General features: G+C 71.5%; 16 protein-coding genes and 1 pseudogene. 11 read left to right on the forward strand and 6 right to left on the reverse strand.

Annotation, left to right across the window (positions count from 1 at the left end):
* Positions 1-7: 7 nt before the first annotated feature.
* The 6 genes from JD77_RS10230 to JD77_RS10255 all read left to right on the forward strand — a co-directional run bounded on the left by JD77_RS10230 (position 8) and on the right by JD77_RS10255 (position 6883).
* Positions 8-760, forward strand: a complete 753-nt coding sequence (locus JD77_RS10230) for a TylF/MycF/NovP-related O-methyltransferase (RefSeq protein ID WP_145774056.1) — start codon at positions 8-10, stop codon at positions 758-760.
* A complete protein-coding gene (locus tag JD77_RS10235; RefSeq protein WP_145774057.1) occupies positions 757-1818 on the forward strand; it encodes a zinc-dependent alcohol dehydrogenase in 1062 nt (353 codons plus the stop codon). The genes JD77_RS10230 and JD77_RS10235 overlap by 4 nt, the downstream gene beginning before the upstream one ends.
* The gene (locus tag JD77_RS10240; RefSeq protein WP_145774058.1) at positions 1815-3086 is read left to right on the forward strand and encodes a DegT/DnrJ/EryC1/StrS family aminotransferase; all 1272 of its coding nucleotides are present in this window, start codon (positions 1815-1817) and stop codon (positions 3084-3086) included. Before JD77_RS10235 ends, JD77_RS10240 begins: the two co-directional genes overlap by 4 nt.
* A complete protein-coding gene (locus tag JD77_RS10245; protein WP_145774059.1) occupies positions 3073-4380 on the forward strand; it encodes a glycosyltransferase family 4 protein in 1308 nt (435 codons plus the stop codon). The genes JD77_RS10240 and JD77_RS10245 overlap by 14 nt, the downstream gene beginning before the upstream one ends.
* Before the next feature lie 125 nt (positions 4381-4505).
* A complete protein-coding gene (locus JD77_RS10250; protein ID WP_145774060.1) occupies positions 4506-5939 on the forward strand; it encodes a hypothetical protein in 1434 nt (477 codons plus the stop codon).
* The gene (locus JD77_RS10255) at positions 5936-6883 is read left to right on the forward strand and encodes a hypothetical protein (RefSeq protein WP_145774061.1); all 948 of its coding nucleotides are present in this window, start codon (positions 5936-5938) and stop codon (positions 6881-6883) included. Before JD77_RS10250 ends, JD77_RS10255 begins: the two co-directional genes overlap by 4 nt.
* Here JD77_RS10255 and JD77_RS10260 read toward each other — a convergent pair.
* From JD77_RS10260 to JD77_RS10275, 4 genes are all read right to left on the reverse strand, one after another.
* Positions 6813-8489: an FAD-dependent oxidoreductase gene (locus tag JD77_RS10260; RefSeq protein WP_170286413.1), complete on the reverse strand. Its 1677-nt coding sequence runs from the start codon at positions 8487-8489 to the stop codon at positions 6813-6815. The genes JD77_RS10255 and JD77_RS10260 overlap by 71 nt on opposite strands.
* Before the next feature lie 92 nt (positions 8490-8581).
* Positions 8582-11980: an MFS transporter gene (locus tag JD77_RS10265; protein ID WP_145774063.1), complete on the reverse strand. Its 3399-nt coding sequence runs from the start codon at positions 11978-11980 to the stop codon at positions 8582-8584.
* On the reverse strand, positions 11977-13947 hold the full coding sequence (locus tag JD77_RS10270) for a hypothetical protein (protein WP_211372526.1): 1971 nt from the start codon (positions 13945-13947) through the stop codon (positions 11977-11979). Before JD77_RS10270 ends, JD77_RS10265 begins: the two co-directional genes overlap by 4 nt.
* A 374-nt stretch (positions 13948-14321) precedes the next feature.
* On the reverse strand, positions 14322-15644 hold the full coding sequence (locus tag JD77_RS10275; protein ID WP_145774064.1) for a cation:proton antiporter: 1323 nt from the start codon (positions 15642-15644) through the stop codon (positions 14322-14324).
* Positions 15645-16144: 500 nt separating this feature from the next.
* On the opposite strand from JD77_RS10275, the pseudogene JD77_RS10280 reads away from it, so the two are divergent.
* Both JD77_RS10280 and JD77_RS10285 read left to right on the forward strand, forming a co-directional pair.
* Positions 16145-17064: pseudogene (locus JD77_RS10280) on the forward strand (IS630 family transposase).
* 193 nt (positions 17065-17257) lie between these two features.
* Positions 17258-18850, forward strand: a complete 1593-nt coding sequence (locus JD77_RS10285) for a mucoidy inhibitor MuiA family protein (protein WP_211372527.1) — start codon at positions 17258-17260, stop codon at positions 18848-18850.
* A 55-nt stretch (positions 18851-18905) separates the two neighbouring features.
* Here JD77_RS10285 and JD77_RS10290 read toward each other — a convergent pair whose 3' ends face one another.
* The gene (locus tag JD77_RS10290) at positions 18906-19742 is read right to left on the reverse strand and encodes a Vgb family protein (protein WP_145774066.1); all 837 of its coding nucleotides are present in this window, start codon (positions 19740-19742) and stop codon (positions 18906-18908) included.
* Between the two features lie 150 nt (positions 19743-19892).
* Between JD77_RS10290 and JD77_RS10295 the strand changes: the two genes are divergently transcribed.
* Positions 19893-20474 carry a TetR/AcrR family transcriptional regulator gene (locus tag JD77_RS10295; RefSeq protein ID WP_145774067.1) on the forward strand — a complete coding sequence of 194 codons (582 nt, stop codon included), beginning with the start codon at positions 19893-19895 and terminating at the stop codon, positions 20472-20474.
* Between the two features lie 516 nt (positions 20475-20990).
* A complete protein-coding gene (locus JD77_RS10300; RefSeq protein WP_145774068.1) occupies positions 20991-21398 on the forward strand; it encodes a hypothetical protein in 408 nt (135 codons plus the stop codon).
* A gap of 186 nt (positions 21399-21584) precedes the next feature.
* On the opposite strand, the gene JD77_RS10305 is transcribed toward JD77_RS10300, so the two are convergent.
* Positions 21585-22088, reverse strand: a complete 504-nt coding sequence (locus tag JD77_RS10305; RefSeq protein WP_145774069.1) for a cytochrome P450 family protein — start codon at positions 22086-22088, stop codon at positions 21585-21587.
* Positions 22089-22245: 157 nt separating this feature from the next.
* On the opposite strand from JD77_RS10305, the gene JD77_RS10310 reads away from it, so the two are divergent.
* On the forward strand, positions 22246-23550 hold the full coding sequence (locus JD77_RS10310; protein ID WP_211372528.1) for an IS1380 family transposase: 1305 nt from the start codon (positions 22246-22248) through the stop codon (positions 23548-23550).
* Positions 23551-23797: the final 247 nt, after the last annotated feature.

The raw sequence follows: 23797 nt of genomic DNA on the forward strand, positions 1-23797 counted from the left end.
GTTCGAAATTCGTACGTCCGAGCAAGTCACCAACGCCACGTATCTCGATCAGCGGCGGGCCGCAAAGGTCTACGGCGACGCTTTCCGCACCGTATTCGAGTACGTCTACGGCTGCCACATCCCCGGCAGCGTCGCCGAGTTCGGCTGCTTCGAGGGGTTCAGTTCGCTGCTGCTGGCGGACCTGATCGTCGAGTTCGACGCGGAGACCGACTTCTACGCCACGCTGCACCCACGCCACCTCTACGTCTACGACTCCTTCGCCGGGTTCCCCAAGAGCACCAACAACGTCGACTCGATCTCCTACGAGGTGGTCGACACGGGGTACTGGCGGGAGAGCGAGGATGCCTCCCCGCCGGGCACGGAGGAGATGCTGCGGCGGGAGTTCACCCGCCGCTTCGGCGACAGCGGCTGGACCATCGTGCGAGGCATGTACGAGCAGTCGCTGGTGTCCGACCCGCTGCAGCGGGAGGTCGCCATCGCCAACCTCGACTGCGACCTGTACGTCTCGAGCGTCCAGGTGCTCGACCACCTGCTGGGCAACCGGCTGCTGCCCGACGGTGCCGTCCTCCTGCTCGACGACTACAACTGCAACCGGGCGAACCCGCGTTTCGGGATGCGACGGGCGATGCGGGAGTGCTTCGCCCGCACCGACGGGTTCTACGACTACAGCGAGTTCCTGAGTTACGGCTGGCACGGCCGCGCGTTCTTCGTGCACCGGCTCGGCGACAGCCCGAACCCGGACGCCGAGGTGGGCGCATGAACGAGCAGGACATGCTCGCTCTCGTGGTGCGGGGGCCCAAGGAGCACGCCGTCGAGCGCGTGTCCCGTCCGGTCCCCGCCCCCGGCGAAGCGCTGGTGGCGGTCACGGACGTGGCGATGTGCGGCACCGACCTGCGGCTGCTGCGCGGGACGCTGCACGACGCGGAGTACCCGGTGATCCCCGGGCACGAGTGGGCCGGTCGAGTTGTCGCGGCGCCGACCCGGCCGGAGCTGGTGGGCCGGGCGGTCGTGGCGGACAACATCCTGCCGTGCCGGGCCTGCCCGCAGTGCGCGGCGGGCCGGTTCAACCTCTGCACGGCCTGCGACGAGCTGGGCTTCACCCGGCCGGGGGCGTTCGCGCAGCTGCTCGCCATCCCGGCGGAGCAGCTCGAGCCGCTTCCGGAGCAGTTGTCCGGCGCGGAGGGCTGCCTCCTGGAGCCGCTGGGCGTGGCGCTGCACGCCTGCGAGCGCGGCCCCGACGTGCGGGGCCGGCTGGTGGGGGTCGTCGGCGGCGGAACGATCGGGCTGCTCGTGGCGCAGCTGGCCGCGTCGGCCGGGGCGGCGCGGGTGAGCGTCGTCGACCCGGTGGCGGCCCGGCGACAGCTGGCCACCACGCTCGGGCTGGACGCGCGGGCGGCCCTGAGCGACTGGGACGATGAGCAGCCCGAGGTCGTGTTCGACAGCACCGGCGTGGCCGACGTCTTCCCGGCCGGGCTGCGGGCCACCCGCCCGGGCGGCGCCTACGTGCTGGTCGGCTACTCGGGTGAGGAGGCAACCCGCTTCGAGCCCAGCACGGTCATGCTGCGCGAGCTCACGGTGTACGGCGTGCTGTCCGGCCAGGGACAGTTACGCCGCGCGCTGGCCGCGGCCACGTCGGGCGCGGTGCGGCTGGCGCCGCTGGTGAGCGAGCCGCTGCCGCTGAGCCAGTACCGGGCGGTCCTCGACGACACCGGCGAGGACGCACCGCTGCGTCGGTTCTTCGTGCTTGACCCGATCACCGAGGAGACCTCGGGCATCACCAACGCCCCGCCAGTACCGCAGGAAGGTGGACGTTCATGAGCGCACTCGCTCTCGCCGGGGGCACCCCGGTACGCCAGGACCGGTCGTGGCCGGCGTGGCCGCAGTACGACCAGGCGACCGAGCAGGAGCTGATCGCCGCCCTGCGCTCCCGCCGCTGGGCGATCAGCTGGCCCAGCGACGGCACCCAGGCACGGGAGCGGCGTTTCGCCGACAAGTTCGCCCGCTACAACGGCGTGCCGTACTGCGTCAGCGTCGACCACGGATCGAGCGCCCTGCTCGTCGCGCTGGAGGCACTGAACATCGGTCCCGGCGACGAGGTCATCGTGCCGGACATGACGTGGGTCGCGCCGGTCACTGCGGTGCTGCGCGTCGGCGCGCTGCCGGTGCTGGTCGACTCCGACCCGCGCACTGGCTGCATCACCCCGGACACCATCCGTGCCGGGATGAGTGACCGCACGCGCGCCGTCATCGTGGTGCACCTGGCGTGCACGGTCGCGGACCTCGACGGCATCACCGCGCTCACCACGGAGGCGGGCATCCCGCTGATCGAGGACTGCGCGCAGGCACACGGCGCCCGGTGGCGCGGCCGTGCCGTGGGCACCCACGGCACGGTGGGCGTATTCAGTTTCCAGAACGGCAAGGTGCTCACCGGCGGTGAGGGTGGCGCGGTCATCACGGCCGACGAGGGCATCTACCGGCGGGTCCAGCAGCTCCGTGCGGACTCGCGCTGCTACCCCGAGGGTGGCCCGGTCGCCGGCCGGATGGAACTGATCGAGGCCGGCGAGATCATGGGCACGAACTACTGCATGTCGGAGCTGTCCGCGGCGATCCTGCTCGATCAGTTGCCCCGGCTCGACGCGCAGCACCAGCATCGGGAGAAGGTCGCGGGCGAGTTGGAGCGGGGCCTGGCCGAGCTGGGCGGGTTCGCGCCGGTACCGCTGCCGGAGCAGGCCGACGCCCGGTCGATCTACGAATACGGCATCCAGGTGGAGCCGGGCACCTTCGGCGCGGCCCCGCTGAGCCGGGTGGCCGAGGCGCTCACCGCCGAGCTGGGCATGACGTGGTACCCGGCCGACGCACCGCTGCACCGCAGCATCATGCTGCGACCGCAAACCAAACGGCGCTTCGCCACGCTGTGGGACGATCACGGCCGGGAACGGGCCCTCGGCCGGGACTTCAGCGGCGCCGAACGGTACTGCGACACGACCCTGCTGTTCCACCACTCGCTGCTGCTCGGTGACTCCGCCGACGTCAACGACATCGTCCGGGCGCTGGAGAAGGTGCGCGCGCACCATGCCGAGCTCTGACCCGGCCGTTATGCACGTGCTACGGCTGACGCCGTACTACTACCTCGCGGGTCGCGAGCTGACCCACCGGGAGCTGCAGTACGAGCCGATCGGCGGCATGCAGGTGCAGATCATGCAGACCACCGAGCAGCTGTCCGAGCTGGGGATCCGCCAGACGGTGGTGTTCCCCCAGCGGCCGGGCATGCCCCGCACCGTGCAGCTCGACGCGCGCACCAGCTTCGAGCTGCTGTCACCGCCGGTGGCGCCGATCCCCACTCGGTCGAAGGGCTACGTGGGGCTGCTGGTGTCGTGGGGGCTGGCGCTCGTCGCCTGGTGCGTCAGGCAGCGGCTGCGGGGGCAGCACCGGCAGTACTCGGTGATCCACATGCACTGCAGCGAGCTGCCCTGGACGTTCCTGTTCGCGGTGCTCGCCCGGTGGCTGCTGCGCCGGCCGCTCGCGCTGACGGTGCACTGCAGCGCCCTGGTGACGTTCCATCCGGAGACGCTGGCGGGCCGGCTGCTCATCGGGCCGGCCCGGTTCTTCGAGCGGGTCGCGATACGCCGGGCGGAGGCGGTGGTGGTGCTGACGCAGCGGGTCCGCGACGCCTACGTCGGGCTGGGCCTCACCGACGCCGAGCGGGTCCACGTGGTGCCGGACGGGGTGCGGCTGGCCGACTTCCGTCCGGACCGCGCCGCCCCGGCCGGAACCGCCGAGGCCGAGTCCGAGCCGATCGTGCTCTACTGCGGACGCTTCGCACCGGAGAAGGGCTGGGCCGACTACGTCGACGCGGCCGGGCTCCTGGTCGCCGAGGGTACCGACGCGCGGTTCGTCATGTGCGGCGACGGCAACGAGCTGGCGCGGTGCCGGGTCCAGCTGCGGCGACTGGGCATCGAGGACCGGGTGGAGCTGCTGGGCCACCTGGACCGGCCGGACATCGCCCGGACGATGCGCCGCGCCGCCGTGGTGGTGATCCCGTCCCGGCACGAGGAGATGGGCGGCACCGTCCTGGAGGCGCTCACCGCAGGCCGGCCGGTGGTCGTCACCGACGTGGGCGGGCTGCCCACCGTCGTCGGGCACGGCGCCGCCGGGCTCATCGTGCCGCCGTGCGACCCGCCCGCCCTTGCCGCGGCGATCCGCCAGTGCCTGGCCTCGCCGGAGCTGGCGGAGCGGCTCGGCCAGGCCGGGATGCAGCGCGCCGCGGGCTACGACCTGGAGAGCGTCACGCGGCGGCTGCTGGATGTCTACGCCGCCGTCGCCGGTGCGGCGGCGCAGGCCCAGCAGGCAACGCCGGCCGCCGGGGTGCGCGCCGGCTGACCCGACGACCTGGGCCGCGGCCCGCGTCGCGCATGCCGGCGATGCGGGCCGCGGTGCGCGACAGCGCTGCAACAGCCCGGCAGAGGGTACGAAAAGGACGCGGGAGGAAACGCGTGGAGATGTCGATGCGGCAGCAGCCGGACCTGGTGGTGCTCGGCGGCGGCGGCGCGGGCGCGATGGCAATGCTGTGGACGCTCGCGGCGGGGCGGCGCGCCGTGGGCGTGCCCGGCGCCGACCCGCCCAGCGACCCGCTGCTCGGGCCGGGCGCCACGTGGTGTCTCCCGGCCGGCGTGCACCGACACCTGGAGCTGCTCGACCGGCTCTTGCTCCGCCGCTACGGCCCCGACGGCGTGCCGGCCCGCGCGGACGGCTCCCGCTGGCGGCTCGCCGACGCGCTGCGCCCGACCGATCCTGCTCTGGCGGGCGGCGCCGTCGAGGTACGCGAGGAATGGACGGACGGGGAGTCACGGGCGACCGTCACCGCCACCTGGCCGGCAGTACTGCGCGTGCCCGCCACCGAACTGCTCGCCGAGCTGTGGGGCTACCTGGCCGCGGTGGAGGCGACGGACCGTCACGCCGGGCGGGCGCCCCGGGTGCGGGTGCTGTCCGGGCACGCCGTGGCCGGACAGTCCATGGCGGGGCGGGTGCGGCTCACCGCGCCGGACGGAGCCACGGTCGACCTCGGCGACTCGGAGCTGGTGCTGCTCGACGACCACCCCGCCGGGGCCGCCGCCCGGGCCTGTGGCGTCACGGCCGCGCCACTCGTCGTGGACCACGGCGACGGGCGGGGCCCTACCCTGGCCCGCGCGCACCTGGTCGTGGGTGCCCTGGATACTTCGGTGGGTGACCTGTGCCGCCGCCGGGTCGCGCCCGCGTTCGATGAGGACCACGACGAGTACCGGGTGCGGCAGGTCGCTGTGGGCCGCGGCCCGACCGGCATGCCCGCCTGGCTGGCGGTGCAGGTGCCCGAGTACCACGTCTTCGACCCGGTCGAGGCGGGGCTGGTGCCGCCCGGCACCCCGCCCGACTCCCCTGACCACCTCGACGCGGTCCGGCTGTTGGTACGCCGGCTGTTCGTGACGGCCGCGGCGGAGCTGCTGCAACGGCCGGAGGCGGCGCTGGACGGCGCGATTCGCGGCGGCCCGGACCGGCCCCGCCTCGTGTCGGCGACGGCCTGGCGCCCGGTCGGCCCACCCTCGGACGGCGCCGGCCAGCTCATCGCGGTGGGTGACACGGTGGGCGGCGGGCATCCGCTGCATCCGCTGCGCCCCGTCACCGGTCCGTTCCGCCACGGCCACCGGGTCCGCCGCTACTGGCGGCGACGCGCGGCGGGCACCGGGGCGGGGGAAGCCGCGCTCGCCCTGGCCGTCGAGGTGGCGGCCGACACCGCCGAGTGGATCAACGCCAGCATTTCCGACTTCGCCGAGCCACCGCAGTTCCACTTCAACGCCGACTGCTTCGCCGAGCTCGCCTACGCCCGGGCGCACCGGGAGCACTTCGCGGCGCTGGAGGCCGGGCGGCCGGCGCACCCGGCACTGCTCGACGGGGTGCCGCGATGACCGGCACCGTGCCGGCATCGGCCGGCACGCGCTGTGCGGCGCACCCGGACACCGACGCGGTGGTGGCCGCGCCCGGCGACTTCTACCGTCGCTGGGTCACCGACAACCCGCTGCTCGGCGAGCGGCGGGCACTGCTGGCGCGATGGCTGGACGACCCGACGCCGCGGGAGGAGATCGCCGAGGCGCTCGGGCTGCCGCTGGGGGCGCTGCTGCGCGCCTTCAACGACACGGCCCCGCTCGACGCGCCGGTGCCGTTCCGCTACCGGGGCGTCCGGTTCGCCGTCACCGGCATGGCGGGGGTGTGCGACGACATCGTCGGCGACCGGTTCCCCCGCTTCGGCACGCCGGTGACGCTGCGCTGCCACCTCGCGGAGCCGAACCTGCTGCCGCAGGCGATGTTCGAGGCGGCCGATTGGAACTTCATGGACGCCGACCGCCCCGGGTTCCTCGGCTACGCCTACGGGGTGCGGGAGGGCGACACGCTTTACCTGGCCGGCATGCAGAGCGACCTGGCCGCCCGGTACAGCTATCTGTTCCAGGGCCGCGGCGAGGGCACCGACGTGCGGATCGGGGACGAGGTGGCGTTCCAGCCGACCGAAGAGCTGGTTGCCCGGTTCGGCGACTACGTGCCGGTGCTGCGGCGTACCTTCCAGCGGTACTGGATAGACGTGCTGCTCGGCGCTGTGGCCGCGTGGGCAGCCACCGAGCCGGCGCTGCGCACGCTGGGCCTGCTGTGGTTCGACCTGGAGCCGCAGGAGGACGCGCACGGGCACCTGGTGAACCGGGTGTACCGGCAGCTGCCACAGCGGCTCGCCGCCGACGTGCGGCACGTGCACGCCGACGGACGGTGCCACAGCTACCGGACAGCGCCGCTCAGCCGTGTGGCAGCGTTGCTGGGGGAGCGCTGGAGCGCTGGGCCGGCACCACAACCGTCGGCGGGCTGACCACCTCGCCGACGGGGGTCGCCGGGGCGCCGAACCGGTCGACGAGCAGGCGTTGTGCCACTCGCAGCGCCACCGCCTGGATGGTCAGCGTCGGGTTGACCGCGCCGGGGAACGGCAGCAGCGCACCGTCGGCGACGTAGACGTTGTCGGCGTCGTGCAGCCGCCCGTTCGGGTCCGTGACGCTGGTGGCCGGGTCGGTGCCCATTCGACAGGTGCCGTGCAGGTGGCCGCTGCCCAGTTCCCAGCCGGACGGCTCGCGTACCACCACGCTGCACCCACTTGCGCGCAACAGCTCCTCGCCGCGGCGCAGCATGTACTCCAGCCTGGCCAGGTCCCGTGGGTGCGCCTGGTAATCCATGACGATGTCGGTGACGCCGTGACAGTCGGTGCCGGTGCCCAGCCGCACCCGGTTGGTCGGCTGCGGCTCGTCGGGCACCAGCGCCTCGATGCGCAGCAGCTGCTCGTTGGTACGCACCCGGTACGTGCGCTCGGGCCGTACCTCGTAGAGCACGCCGCCGAGCCCGCCCGGGGCGGCGGGGTCCTCGTAGAAGTCGGTGATGGCGGCCGTGGATACTGGGCCGAGGCCCATGACCTCGCTGCGCGGCGGCTCGTCGCTGCCCCGGTGCCCGTAGCCCACGAGGTACTCGCTGAGCTTGAAACACAGGCCTCGACCGACCAGGTCGTGGGAGTTGCCCAGCCCGCGCGGGTGTCGTTCGGTGGTGGAACGCAGCAGCAGCGCCGCGCTCTGTACCGCGTTGCCGCAGACGACGAACTGGCGGGCGCGGAACTCGTACCAGCGGCCCGTGTCGACCCTCACGCAGCGCAGCGCGCGGGCGTCGTGGCGCTCGTCGCCGAGGAGCGCGACGGCCTTGAGGCCGGCGAACAGCCGGGCACCGGCGCGCAGCGCGGGGGTGAGGAAACGGTTGACCGCATCGCCCTTCGCGCCCACGGGGCAGGTACGCGAGATGCACGGCGCGTCGGCCACGCAGCCGTGGTGGCCTCGGTAGGCGTCGGTGAGCACGCCCAGCGGCGTGGGGAACGGGTGCCAACCGAGCGCCTTGGCGGCCCGGGCGATCACGGCGCCCTCGGGCGAGGTGGGCACCGGCACGAGCGGGTACGGCGCGGAGCGTGCCGGGATGCCGGGGTCGGCCCCGGCGAGCCCGGCCACGCCGATGATGTCCTCGACGGCCGTGTAGTAGGGCTCCAGCTCGTCGAAGTCCCATGGCCACCGCAGCGGCAGGTCGGCCTGTCCGAGCACCCGCTCAGGGTCGAAGTCGATGGGGCGGTGGCGGAACAGCACGCCGCCGTAGAAGACGGTGCCGCCGCCGACGTTGCAGGTGGTCCACGGCGAGCCGACCTTGCCCCACGTGCCGTTGGACTGGCGCACCCAGGCCGATTCGGCGGCGGCGAGGATGTCGTCGTAGCTGGTGTCGGCGGTGACGTGGCCGCCCTGCTCGACGACGGCGACGGAGAGGCCGGCGCGGCTCAGCAGCCACGCGACGGTCGCGCCGGCCGCGCCGCTGCCGACCACACACACGTCGTATTCCGTGCGCACGTCGCCGTCGGTCGGTTCGGGACCGTACCTCGCGTCGGTGCTCGTCGTCACGCCGTCCTCCGATGCTCGCGCGGCCGCCCGCGGCGCCATGGCCGCGGGCGGTGGTGCCGGCGGCGGACCGGGGTCCGCCGCCGGCGTGTTGATCACATCCGTGTTGCGCCAGCCATATCGTCCGCTGCCATTTCGTTGGTCGCCATGGCATCGGATGACATGCCGCCCGACCCGCCGGTGCGAGTCATCGAACCGGATGCCATGGAAGTGGCCGCCGGCTCCGTGCGCAGCGCGGGCGGGACCGGGTCGATAGGCGGCAGGCCGTATGCGTAGATCCGGCCGGTACGCAGTTGGATCCTGCTCCACTCGTCCGGGTAGCGCTGCGGCACGATCGAGCGGCGGTAGCGGGTCGCCTCGGCGAGGGCCCGCTGCCGCTCCCGCTCCTGCGGCTCCGCGACGGTCGCCCGCGGCGTCGGCCGGGCGAACAGCTCGGCGCTGTGCGCCAGCCAGTCGTCCGTGTCGGCCTTGATCTCGTCGGCCAACTGCCGGATCGCCGTGCGCTCGTCCGTGCCGGCGTCGACGGCCTGCCAGAAGCGCAGCACCCGCCAGGCATGACCGACGATGCCGGTCATCACCCCGCCGCTGTGCACGAAGTGCCCGTTGCCGAACGAGTCGCCCGCCACCACGCCGTTCGGTGCGACGAGGGCGTCCTGCCCGACCCGCTCGGCGATGGTGAACAGCTTCGGCCCGTAGGAGAGCTGGTTGCGCTCCATTTCCGCGCGCGGGATCTCGGTGATGAGCGAGACCTGGTCGAGGAAGTACTGCCGCAGCAGCAACTGGTGCCCGGCGAAGAACCGCTTGGAGCCCTTCGGCGTGCCCGGCGGCACCAGCCCGGCCAGGATCGGGTCGAAGGTCCTGTACTCAGGAACCTCGGCCAGGACCCAACCGATCTGCGCGTCGCCCTCGTGGCCGATGGCAACCTGGCGCACCCAGTACTCGTTGCCCGCGGCGTCGAAGTCGGAGGCCACCCGGTGCCGGATCCGGTCGGCGAGGTAGATGTCGACGTTGCCGGCCAGGTAATCGGTCTCGGCCGGAACGGCGCCGCGCCCGTCGCCGTGGTCGATGAGCACCGGCTGCTGCCGGAACCCCAGCCGGCGGGCGTCGCGGCTGTCCAGTCCCTGCGCGATCATGAACAGGCGCGGGGTACCCAGATCGATGACCCGACTGTTGGGCACCCGGACCCGGCGGAAGCTGCCCTTGTAGTCGAGCTCGCGCACCGCCTCGACCCGGACGCGGACCCGACCGTCCGGCCCCACGACGAAGCCCTCCTCGGTGTGGGCCCGCCGCCGCGGCAGCATCCGCCGCCACCCCGAAGGCTCGTTCTCGTCCACCGCGACCGCCCGGTGGTAGTTCAGGATGCGCACCCGCGGCGGCACACCGCGCGCCAGGTCCATCGCCTCGATGCCCTCGAGGTAGCGGCGCAGTACCACCAGCAGCTCCTCGGCGCCGACCTGGAAGGCCGACGGGCTGTCGAGCACCTCGCGCATCGGACGACCTTGCAGGGCCGGGTCGACCTGCGTGGGCGCCACGATCGGCTCCGGCATCGACACCTCGCGGTGCGGCCGGCCGTCGCGGAACCGGTCGTCGATGTGCTCGTGGTAGCGGGCGATGCCACCGATGTGCGAGTCGGCGGCGAAGCCGGTGATGATCTCGTCGCCGCGCACCGAGCCCGGGTCGGTGTAGGACGTGTAGAAGCAGTCGGCCAGCTTGAGCAGCACCCCGTCGCCACGGCGGGGGACGCCCTCCTCGCCGTAGCGCTCCAGCATCATGCGGTCGATCAGGGCGAGGTGGTGGTACACGTCCTCGCACACCGTCCAGCGCATGACCGACACGTAGGGCGAACCACGCAGCTCCACACCGACGGCGCGGCGGCCCATGGCCACCGACCACAGCATGGACATCATGCCGGTGCCACCCATCCCGAGGGTGAGGAAGTCGGGGTCGGTGACCCCCACGTCGTCCTGGTCGCTGTCCTGCCGGGTACGCGCCTCGTCGAGCACGTTGGGCGCGCTCCGCGGCACCGCCGGCTGCACCACCAGCAGCGTGAGCACGATGCCGGCCGCGGCGAAGCCCGCGCCGACCAGAAACGCCAGGTGGTACCCGGCGGTCAACGCTTCGACGGTCGGGCGGCCGTCACCCAGCAGGCCACCGGTGTGGTGGGCGGCCAGGGTGGCCAGGACCGCGAGCCCGATCGCCGGGCCGAACTGCTGAGTGGTGTTGACCAGGCCGGAACGCAGGCCCCGGTCGCTGGTGGTGGCGTCGGCGAGCACGATGGTGAGCGCCGCCGGGTAGCCCACCCCGGCGCCGACGCCGAGCAGCAGCATCGCCGGCAGCACGTCGGTGAAGTAGTCACCGTCGGCCGGGACCCGGCTCAGCAGCAGCAGGCCCGCGGTGATGCACAGCAGGCCGGGCAGCAGCACCGTACGCGCGTCGACCTTCTTCATGAGCTTCGGCGCGACCTTGATCGAGCAGATGGCCACGACGGTCGCGGTCGGCACGAAGGCAAAGCCCACCTCGAGCACGCTGAGCGCCAGCACCTGCTGCAGGTAGAGCGCGCCGAGGAAGAACATGCCGCTCATCCCGGCGACCATGAGCGCCTGGACCAGGTTCGCCGCCGACACGTTGCGCGCTCGGAAGATCGACAGTGGGACCAGCGGGTTGCTGGCGAGGGCCTGCCGCACGAGGAACGCCACGAGCAGCAGCACCGACACGCCGGTCAGCACCCAGGTACGAACGGCGCTGCCCTCCGTACCGGAGGTCTGCACGATCGTGTAGACGGCGAGCATGAGGCAGGCGGTGATGAGTACGGCGCCGAGCGCGTCGATGCCGCGCTCCCCCGCCTCCCGCTCGTCGTCGAGCAGCCGGTACCCGAGCACGATGGCCGCTGCGCCGATCGGCAGGTTGACGAAGAACACCCAGTTCCAGCCGAGCGCCTCGGTGATGGCAGCGCCGCCGATGAGCCCGAGCGCGGCACCGACCGAGGAGACCAGCGAATACAGGCCGATCGCCTTGGCCTGCTCCCCCGGCTTGGGGAACATCGCCACGACGATGCTCAGCACGACGGCGGCGGCCAACGCGCCGCCGACGCCCTGCGCGAACCGGGCGGCGATGAGCATTCCCCCGCTCTGCGCCAGCCCGCAGGCCAGCGACGCGGCGGTGAACAGCGCCATGCCACCGATGAACAGCCGTTTCGGCCCGATGAGGTCGCCGAGCCGGCCGGCGAACAGCTGCAGTCCGCCAAACGGGATGACGTAGGCGTTGACGACCCAGGACAGCTCCGAGGCGGAGAAGTCCAGGTCCTTGGCGAGGAACGGCAGGGCGACGTTGACCACCGAAGTGTCGATCACGATGGCGAGCGCGCCCGCGCAGACCACGAGCAGCGCCAGCTGCCGTTCTCGCAGGGAGCGGTAGCGGCCGACGATGAGCCGCCGGGGCTGGACCGTCTCGGCGAGGCTGCCGAACGAGTCGCCCTTCGGTTGCCCGAGCTTCATCGGCTTGTTACCTCCATGTCGGCCAGCATCGCGCCGTCGTCGGCCATCCCGTCGCCCGTCGTGCCGTTGCCCGTCGTGCCGTTGCCCGTCATGCCGTCGCCACCCATGCAGGCGGTCGCCTTGGCGTCCATCGGCATCATGTCCGGACCACGCAGGTCGGGGTGGGTGTCCTGGATCGGCGGCAACGCCAAGGCGTGCATGCGGCCGCTGCGCACCAGCAGCCGTCGCCAGTCCGACGGGTCCAGCGGGACGAGCGAGTGGCGGTGCCGGCGGGTGGCGTCGATGGTGCTGGCGCGCGCCGCCGAGTCACGACCGGTCGCCTTCTCGATCTTGGCGATCCGCTCGGCGCCGAAGTTGATCGGCACGGCCTGGCTGAACTCCTGGGCGCTGACGTGGAACCACCAGTCCGTGTCCTGCTTGATGCCGTCGGCGAGCTCGCGCACGGCCACGTCGTGCTCGACGCCGGCGTCGATCGCCTCCCAGTACTTCAGCACCCGGTAGGCGTGCCCGATCATGCCGGTAATCGCCCCGCCGCTGGTGAGGAAATGCCCGTTGCCGAACGTGTCACCGCCCACGACCCCGTTGACCGCCACGCGGGCGTCGACGCCGGCCTTCTCCACGAGGCTGAACAGCTTCGGCCCGTAGGGCAACTGGACCTTCTCCAGCTCTGCGACCGGCATCTCGGTGATCAGCGATACCTGCTCCAGGTAGTACTCGCGCATGAGGTGCTGGACGCCGGCCCGGTATTCGTTGGACTTGCGGTGGGTGCCGGGCGGCACGAGCCCCGCGAGGATCGGGTCGAAGGTCTTGTAGTCGGGCACCTGCACCAGGATCCACCCGACCTCGGCGTCGTCCTCGTGGCCGACGGCGATCTGGCGGACCCAGTACTCGTTGCCCTCCTTGTCGAAGTCGGAGGCGATGCGGCGGCGCAGCCGCCCGTCGACGAGGATCTCCAGCAGCCCGGCGAGGTAGTCGGCCTGGGCGACGACGGCGCCACGCCCGTCGTGGTGGTCGACCTTGACGTCCTCCTGCTTGAAGCCGAGCCGTTCCGCGTCGCTGCTGTTGAACCCCTGGGCGATCATGAACAGCTTCGGCACGCCGAGGTCGATGGTCTTGCTACCCGGCACGCGGACCCGGCGGAACTTGCCGTTGTAGTCCAACTCGCGCACGGCCTCGATCTGGATGCGCTTGCGCCCGTCGGGGCAGTTGACGAACCCTTCCTCGCGGCGGAGCCAGCTGAGGTAGCCGGCGTCCTCGTCGGTGCCGGTGGACACCACCCGGTGCGAGGTGAACAGGCGCACCCGCGGGGTGACACCGCGCTCGAGGTCCATCTGCTCAATCATCTCGAGGTAGCGGCGCATGAGCACCATGACCTCGGACGCGGCGCACTGGAACGTCGACGGACCCTCCAGCGCCTCCAGCGCCGTGCGGCCCACCTTGGACACGTCGGGCTTGTCCGGGGGCGCCGGCGGCTCCAGGACGGTGACGACGCGGTTGGGCTTGCCCTCCTGCCAGCGGTCGTCGATGAACTCGGTGTAGAAGATGCGGCCGCCGATGTGCGACGGTTCGCCGATGAGGGTGTCGAGGAAGCCCGTCACCACCTCGTCGGCGGTGACCGCGCCGGCGGCGGTGCCCGGGTCGTAGAAGCACTCGGCGAGGCGGAACAACTTGCCGTCGCCGCGGTGGGGGAGGTTCTCCTCGCCGTAACGCTCCAGCATCAGCTTGTCGATGAGGCCCCAGTGGTGGAACAGGTCCTCGCGGATGTTCCAGTGGACGCCCAGCGACGGGTCGCCGCGCATCTCCACGCCCACCACTCGCCGGCCGAGGGCCAGCGACCACAACATTGCCATCATGTTCGTCGCGCCCAGGCCGAGCGCGAGGAAGTCCGGGTCCTTGACCCCGTCGAGGTTCTCCTCCGGGGCGGCACCGTCGCGGGTGCCGTCGAGCGTGGCCCACTTCTGGCGCACACGTTGATTCCGAACACGCAGGAAGTCGAGAGTCATGCGCTCCTCCAGTAACACAACCGGGATGGTTGTGAAGAGCGCGGAGCGTGCAGCCGCCACCAGACCACCGTCAGGAAGGGCGCGGAGCGCGAAGCCGCCAAGCCGGTCCGCTCATTCACCAGGTGCAGATTAACACCTTAGCATCGTGGCGCACCAACGCCACGGGAATTTCATCGGGACAATTAGGGTGATGCTGTAACTAAGCGTATGACATGCCCTCTGAGCCGGGAAGACAGCATTCCCCGACACAGCCGGGGACGATACCGCAACCCGTTGTTGTCGAATTGTTGTCCGGAACCGCCGAACGGACGGATCCGCAGCACGCTATTTGGCAACAGCTATTCGACGGTCCTCTCCGTCACTTTCGGCCCATGGACATCACCTGAACGGCCGACCCGTCGGCGGGCGACCAGTTCGGGCGCCTTCGGCGCCGGGTCGCGCCGTGCCAGCAGGGTCAGCAACGGCCCGGTCGCCGCGGTCGTCAGCAGCGCCATGAGGACGAACACCGTGTACAGCCGGCCGTTGACGAACCCGGCCTGCAGCCCGACGTTGAGCACCACCAACTCGGTGAGCCCACGCGTGTTGAGCATGACCCCGATGTTCGTCGACTCGCGCCACGACAACCCCGACACCCGGGCGGCCAGCGACCCGCCGCCCAGCTTGCCGGCCGTGGCCGCGACGCAGATCACCACGAGCAGCCCCAGGTCCGCGGCGTGTAGCGCACCCAGGTCGGTCGACAGGCCCGACACCACGAAGAAGACCGGCAGCAGCACGCTGCCCGCCTTTTCCACGGCGGTCAGCAGCGCCGGATCCGGGTGCCCCGTCTCGCCTCGCGGCATGATCAGCCCGGCGATGAATGCACCGAGGATGACGTGCAGGCCCATGGCCCCGGTCGCCCAGGCCGAGGCCATCGCGAACGTCGCGGCAACCGGCAGCAGCGAGGCAGCCGACCGGCCCGACGCGAGGGCCTGACGGCGCAGCCAACCCAGCGCCGGCCGGGCCACCACGACCATCACCAGCAGGTACGCCAACAGCAGGAGCAGGGTCACCGACCACGGGCGCTGGCCACCGACCTTGCCGTGCAGCATCGCGGCGGTCAGCGCCAGCCAACCCAGCGCATCGATGACCCCGGCCGAGGTCAGGGCAACGACCCCGGTCATCGCGCCGGCCAGCCCGCGCTCGTTGATGATGCCGGCCAGCACCGGCACCGCCGTGATCGACAGTGCGACGGCCACGTAGAGCACGAATGCCCCGTGCGGCACCTCTGGCGTGCCGGTCGCGGCGTACCAGTCGGCGAAGGCGACCGTGGAGCCGGCGCCGAGCAGCATCGGCACCACGAACGCGGCCGCGGCGACCAGCGGGACGGCCTGCACCCGTTGACGCAGCAGCCCCCGGTTGAGCTCGTAACCGACGTAGAACAGGAACAGCACCAGCGCCAACTGGGCGACCACCGTGAGGTAGGGCCGGATCGCCATCGGGAACAGCGCCTTGCCGAGGTCCCCCGGCAGCTGACCCAGGACGCTGGGGCCGAGGGCGATGCCGGCAAACATCTGACCGATGACGGCCGGTTGGCCGAGCCGTCGGGCGACGAGCCCGAGCAGGTAACTGAGGGCGGTGATCACGGCGACCGCGAGCACCACCTGAACGACGGTTGCCTCCATTTCAGCAGCCCCGCAACGCTTTTCGCCGCATCACCACTGTCCCTTGCGTAGTAGGTAGTCCGACTTTGATTCTTCGAAACACCATGGGTTACTCCAAAGTGCCGAGGTCACGGCCCGCCCGGACCGTGACGGGCGTACAAGCCCGTGCACTCTACATCGGCGCGCCATCGTCCTTTGTCTAAATATTTCGGTGTTTGCCCGACTCTTGTTTGCCGTTACGAAGGCGCTCCGCCAGCACATTTTCACCTCGCACACGGCACGTGGCGTCCATCCGGGCGATCCGCGGCGACCTCAGAAGCCGGCGGCATTCCCGCCGAAACGAGGTAGCAGCCTGCCACACGGGGCGTGGGACACCGCCCGTACGCCCAGACAGGCGAGCCCCGGTAGCCCGACGGTGACGGACGTCGGCGGACAACGCCGGCGGGGATCCACAGGAGAGCCGCCATCGGCGCTCCGGCTCATAGCGTGCTGAGTCGTTAGTTCGTTGGTAGATTGTGGGTATGGGTGATGGCCGTGGTCCGAAGCTGGCGCCGCTGGAGTTGACCGCCGAGGAGCGGGAGGCGTTGCGGGGGCTGGCGCGGCGGCCGAAGACGGCGCAGGCGTTGGCGATGCGGGCGCGGATCGTGCTGGCGTGCGCGGAGGGCCTGTCCAACAGCGAGGTGTCTCGCCGGCTTGGGGTGTCGCTGCCGACGGTCGGCAAGTGGCGTAAGCGGTTCGTGGCCGATCGGGTGGACGGGCTGCGCGACGAGCGGCGTCCGGGTGCGCCACGGAAGATCGGCGACGCCCAGGTCGAGGCGGTGATCACGAAGACGCTCGAAGAGCCGCCACCCAATCAGGACGGTCACTGGTCGACCCGGTCGATGGCCGCGGCGGTGGGGCTGAACCAGACCGCGGTGTCGCGGATCTGGCGGGCGTTCGGCCTCAAACCGCACCAGGTTCAGAGTTGGAAGCTGTCGACCGACCCGCTGTTCATCGACAAGGTCCGCGACATCGTCGGGTTGTACCTGAACCCGCCCGAGGCCGCCATGGTCCTCGCCGTGGACGAGAAGTCGCAGATCCAGGCCCTCGACCGGACCGCGCCGATGCTGCCGATGATGCCCGGTGTCCCGGGCCGGGTGACCCACGACTACGTCCGCCACGGCACCACCAGCCTGTTCGCCGCCCTCGACGTGGCCACCGGCAGGGTGATCGGTCAGACCCAGCGCAAACACCGCCACCAGAGGTTCCTGCGTTTCCTGCGCACCATCGACCGGGCAACCCCGCCCGAGCTGGAGTTGTCGCCGCGCTGGAAGCCGACGTCACCGCCTGGATCGAGGCGTGGAACGCCGACCCGAAACCGTTCGTGTGGACCAAGACGGCAGACGACATCCTCGAAACGATCGCAGCATACTGCCAACGAATTGACGACTCAGCACACTAGCACCGCGCGGCCTACAGGCGCCGGAGCCCGATAGTGGCACCGCCGCCCGGGCGATCAGCTTGGGCGCTGGTCCCCGGGGGCTTCCGTCGGTCGCCGCCCGGCCGGCGGCGGGCCCCGTGCCTCACCCCGCATGCCCTCCGACCCCACCCGCCAGCGTCCCGGACACGGGCACGGCTCAACTACCCTCGCCGCCGTGAACACAGCGGAGATCGAAGCACCCATCGTCGGCGTCACCGTCTACCCGGACCGGGCCCGGATCACCCGTCGGGGCAGCACCCGGTTGACCGCCGGTGAGCACCGGGTACGTGTCGCACCGCTCCCACTGGGCCTGCGCCGAGACTCGATCCGGGTCGGTGGCCGAGGTGCGGCAACCGTGCTCGGCGTGGACGTGACGACCTGGCGGCAGGCCCGCAGCACCGACGGGCAGATCAGCGGCCTGGAGCAGCGGCGCCGCGAACTGGCCGACGAACTGGCCGAGGTCGACGACGCGGACGCGATCGAGGAGCAGCGGGGGCAGTTCCTCGCCCGGCTGGCCGAACGGGCCGGTGGCACGTACGCGCGCGCCCTGGCCTCCGGCGACGCGGCCCCGACCGACGTGGCCGCCTTCACCGACTCGGTGGCCGGTCAACTCGCCGACTCCCGCGGCCGGCGGCGCGGCCTGGCCCGGCGGCGCACCGACCTGGCCGAGGAACTGGCGGTCGTCGAGCGCCACCTCGCCGCCGCGAACGGTAAGCGGGAGCCGGACCGGCTGGCCGCCGAGGTGACCGTCTCGGTGGACGCCGACGACGCCGAACTGGACCTGGAACTGACCTACCTGGTGGACGGGGCACGCTGGCAGCCCACCTACGACCTGCGGCTGGTCGACGACACCATGACCGTCACCTGGTTCGGGCTGGTCAGCCAGGACACCGGGGAGGACTGGCCGGAGTGCGAACTCCAGCTCTCGACCGCCCGGCCGGCGGCGGCGACCGCCGTACCCGAACTGTCGCCCTGGTATCTCGACCGGCTCCGGCCGGCGCCGCCGGTGCCGGTCCCGGCGGCGGCCTCGTTCGCCGGGATGCCGCCGCCCCCGGCGCCCGGCGCGGCGCCGGCCGCCGCCGGTGGCGCGGCCCGGTCCGGCCCGCCACGCCCGAGAATGCGGGAGAACGTCGCCGAGGTCGAGCAGGGAATCACCGCGGCCACCTACCGCCCGGCCCGCCCGGTGGCGGTACCGGCCGACGGCAGCGCGCACCGGGCCACCATCGCCGTGCTGGAACTGCCGGCCCGGCTGGACCACGTGACCGTGCCGGTCCGCACCGCCGAGGCGCACCTGCGCGCCACCGTCCGTAACACGTCGGCGCACACGCTGCTCCCGGGCCCGGCGGCGGTGTTCCACGGCGCCGACTTCGTCGCGGCCACCCGGCTGCCGATCTGGGCACCGGGCGAGGAGACCGAGCTGGCGCTCGGGGTGGACGACCGGCTGCGGGTGGAACGGAAGCTGAGCCGGCGCTCCGAAACCAAGGCCACGCTCGGCTCGACCCGGCGGCGAGAGGTGGAGTACAGGATCAGCGTCGCCAACCACACCCCGCGACCGGCGACGGTCGAGGTACGCGACCAACTGCCGGTGTCCCGCGACGACGGGGTGCTCGTGCGGGAGACCACCCTCGTGCCACCGCCGGCCGAACGTACCGAGTTGGGGGAGCTGACCTGGCGGCTGCGGCTCGGGCCGGGGGAGAGCGGCGAGATCGCCATGGGATTCCGGGTGGAACTCGCCAAGGGGGTCGAGTTGACCGGCTGGCGGGAGTAGGTGTAGGGAAAGCGCCAGGTCAACGGCGACGACCGGAGTTCGGCGGGGCGCGGGGTCAGCACCCCGCCGAGATGAGCGCGCCCGACTCCATCGCGACCCAGATCCTGCCGTCCGGCCCGACCGTCAGGCCGTGCGGTTCCGCGCCCGCGAGCGGGTACTCCTCGATCGTGCCGCCGGTGGTGATGCGCCCCAGCTTTCCGGTGCCCCACTCCGTGAACCAGAGGGCGCCGTCGGGGCCGGCCACGATGCCGTGCGGTCGCGCCGCCCGGTCCGGCAACGGGTATTCGGTGACGGCCCCGGCACCGTCGATGCGGCCGACCTGGCCGGCGCCGATCTCCACGAACCACATCGCCCGGTCCGGGCCGGCGCAGATGCCCACCGGTGCCGCGGCTCTGGTGGGCAGCGGATGGATCGTGACCTCGCCCTCCGCCGTGACGCGGCCGATCGCGTTGCCCTGGTTGAGGGTGAACCAGAGCGCCTCGTCGGGCCCCGACGCGATCGCCGACGGCATCGCGTTCCTCGTGGGGAGGTCGACGAAGCGCATCTCGCCGGCCGGATCGATCCGGCCGATCCGGTCACCCTCGAGCTGGGTGAACCACATCGCCCCGTCCGGACCGGCGGCAATGCCGTACGGTGCGGCGACGTCGAACGAGCGGACCCTCCCGTCCGCGGTGATCCGCCCGACCCGGCCGCCGGCGTACTCGGTGAACCACATCGCCCCGTCGTGCCCTGCGGTGATCATCGTGGGCTGGCCGTCAGCCGGATCCAGCGGGAAGACCGTGGGCTCACCGCCCGGTACGACCCGCCCGATCTGCCCCTGCCGTACCAGGGTGAACCACAGGGCGCCGTCGGGCCCGGTGGTGACGCCGTACGGCGAACCGTTGATCAACATGTCCGACCCCCCAGGGCGAGCGACAGGTGTTGGTGGGCTCGTCGAGCAGCAGGATCTCCGGCGAGCTGTGCGGCCAGGGCGGAACGTCAATCGCAACTCATGTTGCGTTAAGCTAGCGCGACGGGCGGCCTGACGCAACTGGAGGAGACTTTGGAGAAGCGCCCGGGGGGACGCAGCGCCCGCGTACGCGACGCCGTACGCCAAGCCACCCTCGTCGAACTGGCCGAACACGGCTACCACGGCCTCACCGTGGACAACGTGGCAACCCGGTCCGGTGTTCACAAGACGACCGTCTACCGGCGCTGGACGAACGCCGAAGGGCTGATCGCCGACGCACTGGAACTCGCCCGGGACGAACCGTGGCCCGTGCCCGACACCGGTTGCGTCCAGGAGGACCTGCGGGAGATCGTCCGGCTGGTACTGCGTGGCTTCACCGATCCCGTCGAAGGCCCGATCGCCAGCGCATTCGTGGCAGCCGCCGTACAGAGCAGCGGCGCGGCTCGCGCACTGCACGATTTCTTCGTCGCGCGCCTCGACCAGGCCTCGGCCGTGGTACGCCGGGCCGTCGAACGCGGCGAGTTACCCGCCCCCACGGATGTCGGCGACGTGGTCAGGATGGCCGTAGCGCCCGTCTACTACCGGCTCTTCATCACCCGGGAGCCGGTGACCGAGCGCGACGCCGAACGAGCCGCCGACGCTGCCGTCGCAGCGGCCCGCGCCGGGGCCGTCTAGTCAGCCACGCGTCAACGAGGGCGTGTATCGAGCGCGGGCATCGACCATCAACCGTCCTGTGGGCGGCCGGGGCAAGAGGTGACGTCAGGATGCCTCGGCAAGGACGCGAGGGCATCGTGTCTCCCGCCCTCGTCGCACGGTAGATCGACAGGCTGGACCAGCTACCGCTGATCTGTCGGCAGTAGACGGCATACGCACTCCCGTCCCCCTCCCGGTCGGCTTCCTTCCAGGCGCTGATACCCAGCATGAGCAGCGGAAAGCTCAGAACCAACAACACGAACCCGGAGCTTCGGTTGGACATCTGCCCCCCAGGGCGACTCGCGACCGCCTTCGATGGTCCCAGGCCGCTGCAACCGCCGGCTGGTCCTCGACCCACCGCCGGCCTACCCCGTCGACGCTCTCAGCCACTTCCGCCACCCATGCCTGTGTACGCCGGGGCACCGTCCGGCACGCATAACAGCCGCCGACATGGGCATTCGCCGGTCGGCCTGAGGTGAATGCGAGGAAGGGAAAGGCATGACTGCATCGAATCCGTCGGCGGGCGGTTCCGCGAACCGCCCGATCCATCCCATGGGACGAAGCAGGGGCGAAACCGGCGCAGCGGCGAAGACCAGCACGGCAGCCACGTTCGCACTGGTATTCGGTGTTTCGGCACTGATCTGCGTGCTGACCGCCATCCTGGCCCCAGCCGGACTGGTGCTCGGGATCATCGGCATCGTCCTCGGCATCATCGGACTCCGCATGACCCGTCGCCCCGGCGTCACCGGTCGCGGCGTCGACATCGGCGGTCTCGTCCTCAGCGTCATAGCGGTCGGGCTCGCCCTCGCTTTCGCCGCCGGCCTCACCACCTTCCTCAACAACGAAGGCGCGGTGAGCCGCCTCGAACGTCGCGTCCAGGACCTCCGCCACGACCTGCCACGCTGACCTCGCCCGCGCCCAAGCCTCCCCCGACGTTGGATGGCGCGGGGCCCCTCACAGCAGGCGCGAATCAGCGGCACGGCAGCCCGAGCGCCCTCATCAAGGATGGCCGATTCGAGACTGATGACCACCCGGCTGCCCGCGGGCACTGGTACACCGTCGACCTTGGTGTCCTTCTGACGGCGTTGCGCATCACCCACCGGATGGCGGTGCAGTGCCGCAGGCCCTCCTCGCGTACCCGGTCCACGAGAAGGCGGTCGGCCAGGACCGCTTCCCAGCGGGTCCGCTCGGCCAGCAGTCACCCGCAACGTGGGCGGCCATCTCCAGAGCCAACCGGGACGCGCGTGCCCGGTCCCCGTCGGGGATGCCGATGAGTCGCGCGATGACCGCCGAGGTGAGCGGCAACGCCACCTCGCCGACGAGGTCCGCCGGTCCGCCGTCCGGCAGCGTGTCGAGCAGATCCTCGACAAGTTCTCTGATCCAGGGCGCCGCGTCGGTCATCGACGCTCGCTGGAACGCCGGACGCAGGACACCGCGCAGGAACGTATGCTCGGGCGGATCGCTCTGTGTGATGAGCGACGGCGCCTCGCCGTTGCCACTGTCCAGGATGAAGTTGCCGGCGTTGTCGAGCGCCTCGTTGTCGAGGAGGGCCTCGCGCCCCGCTGTGGGTCGATACGAGCAGGAGACCGGGAGCAAGCTCCACCACGGGGCACCCTGAGGCTCGATGCGCTGCGAGACCGGCCCGGGCCTGCGGGTACGAGTCCTCCAAGAGGGGGCAGTAGGCCGCATCCACCGTGTTACCTGGTCCGATCTCCGGGTCGGGTCCGGATGCGGGGATTCCGAACGTCACCGATTGAACAAGGTTCTGCCCCGCGGCGAGGGCCCGGGCTGGTGGGATCGCGGAACGGTCCTGGTATCGCTGGCGGTGGCGATCGTGCTCGGCGCGACCAGCATGTCCGATATCGCGCTGCTCGCTCATCAGGGGCTGGTGTTCGGTGATCCGCCGTCGGAGGCGACCGTCCGGCGGGCCCTGGCCGGGCTCGACGAGACCGCGCTGAAACGGATCGGGAAAGCGCGGGCGAAGGTCCGCGCCCACGTGTGGGCGCTGCTCGCCCGCCGGCCGCAGGGATTCCCGTGGCTGACCGTCGCCGGGAAACTCCTTTCCGGGTGGGTGGTCATCGATCTGGACGCCACCCTGATCACCGCCCACTCGCCCAAGCAGGGCGCGGCGGCCACCTTCAAGAAGGGCTTCGGCTTCCACCCGCTCGGCGCGTGGTGTGCCAACACCGCGGAATGCCTGGCCATGCTGCTGAGGCCCGGCAACAGCGGGTCGAACACGGTCACCGACCACATCCGGGTCCTCGGCGACGCGATCGCCCAACTGCCGGTCGCCTACCGGCGCAAGATCCTCATCCGCGTCGACGGCGCCGGCGCCACTCACGAGCTGCTCGAACACCTCCAGCAGATGAACCGGTTGTGGCGCAGCGTGCGCTTCACCGTCGGCTGGAGCATCACCGCGGCCGACGAGACCGCGATCGAACAACTACCCGCCGGCGCCTGGTCTGACAGCCTCACCCAGGACGGCTGCGCCACCGACACCGCGCACGTCGCCGAACTGACCGGCCTCAACCCGCGCCTGCACGCCTGGACCGGCACACTACGGCTACTCGCACGACGCACGAAACCCTCCGCCCGGCACACCAAGAACCTCACCGACCTGGAGAAACGCACCGGCTGGCGCTACGCCATCGTCGCCACCAACATCACCCGCATCGCCGGGATGCCCGGCTCCCACCAGCCGCAATGGCTCGACGCACTGCACCGGGCGCACGCCGGGGTGGAAGACCGGGTACGCACGAACAAGGCCATGGGCCTGCGTAACCTGCCCTCGAAAGCCTGGACCGTCAACCGCGGATGGGTCCTCACGGCCAACATCGCCGCCGACCTGACCGCCTGGACCCGGCTACTCGGCCTACACGACCAACCCGACCTCGCCCACGCCGAACCCGACACCCTGCGCTACCGGCTGCTGCACCTACCCGCGAAACTGGCCACCCACGCCCGCCGCCGCGTCCTGTCCATCCCCGACACCTGGCCCTGGGCCGAAGCGTTCGCCCTCTGCTGGCAACGCCTCACCCTGCTACCACCGGCCACCTGACCACCCGCCCCTGCCTCTACCAGCAGAAAGGCCATTCCCCCGGGACCCGGAGACCCCGCGCGCCCACAGCGCCACGTGGCTGATCAACACCCACCACAGACGGACAAAACGGTCAAGCCAAGACGCTCAGGCGGGCAGCAAAGCCCTCTGACGAATCGAGGTCAAGGCTTCCACGTGACGGGGATTTTCCTAGGGCGCGACAGTCGATACCCGACGGTCCTTTCGATCGACTGGCTGCGCGCGGTCC

The sequence above is a fragment of the Micromonospora olivasterospora genome, assembly GCF_007830265.1.
Lineage (GTDB): Bacteria > Actinomycetota > Actinomycetes > Mycobacteriales > Micromonosporaceae > Micromonospora > Micromonospora olivasterospora.

What these genes read in the sequence shown, in the direction of transcription:
- JD77_RS10245 (WP_145774059.1), top strand. Translation starts at nt 3,073, where the DNA reads ATGCCGAGCTCTGACCCGGCCGTTATGCACGTGCTACGGCTGACGCCG.
- JD77_RS10240 (WP_145774058.1), top strand. Translation starts at nt 1,815, where the DNA reads ATGAGCGCACTCGCTCTCGCCGGGGGCACCCCGGTACGCCAGGACCGG.
- JD77_RS10250 (WP_145774060.1), top strand. Translation starts at nt 4,506, where the DNA reads ATGCGGCAGCAGCCGGACCTGGTGGTGCTCGGCGGCGGCGGCGCGGGC.
- JD77_RS10275 (WP_145774064.1), bottom strand. Translation starts at nt 15,644, where the DNA reads ATGGAGGCAACCGTCGTTCAGGTGGTGCTCGCGGTCGCCGTGATCACC.
- JD77_RS10290 (WP_145774066.1), bottom strand. Translation starts at nt 19,742, where the DNA reads ATGTTGATCAACGGTTCGCCGTACGGCGTCACCACCGGGCCCGACGGC.
- JD77_RS10265 (WP_145774063.1), bottom strand. Translation starts at nt 11,980, where the DNA reads ATGAAGCTCGGGCAACCGAAGGGCGACTCGTTCGGCAGCCTCGCCGAG.
- JD77_RS10255 (WP_145774061.1), top strand. Translation starts at nt 5,936, where the DNA reads ATGACCGGCACCGTGCCGGCATCGGCCGGCACGCGCTGTGCGGCGCAC.
- JD77_RS10300 (WP_145774068.1), top strand. Translation starts at nt 20,991, where the DNA reads ATGACTGCATCGAATCCGTCGGCGGGCGGTTCCGCGAACCGCCCGATC.
- JD77_RS10235 (WP_145774057.1), top strand. Translation starts at nt 757, where the DNA reads ATGAACGAGCAGGACATGCTCGCTCTCGTGGTGCGGGGGCCCAAGGAG.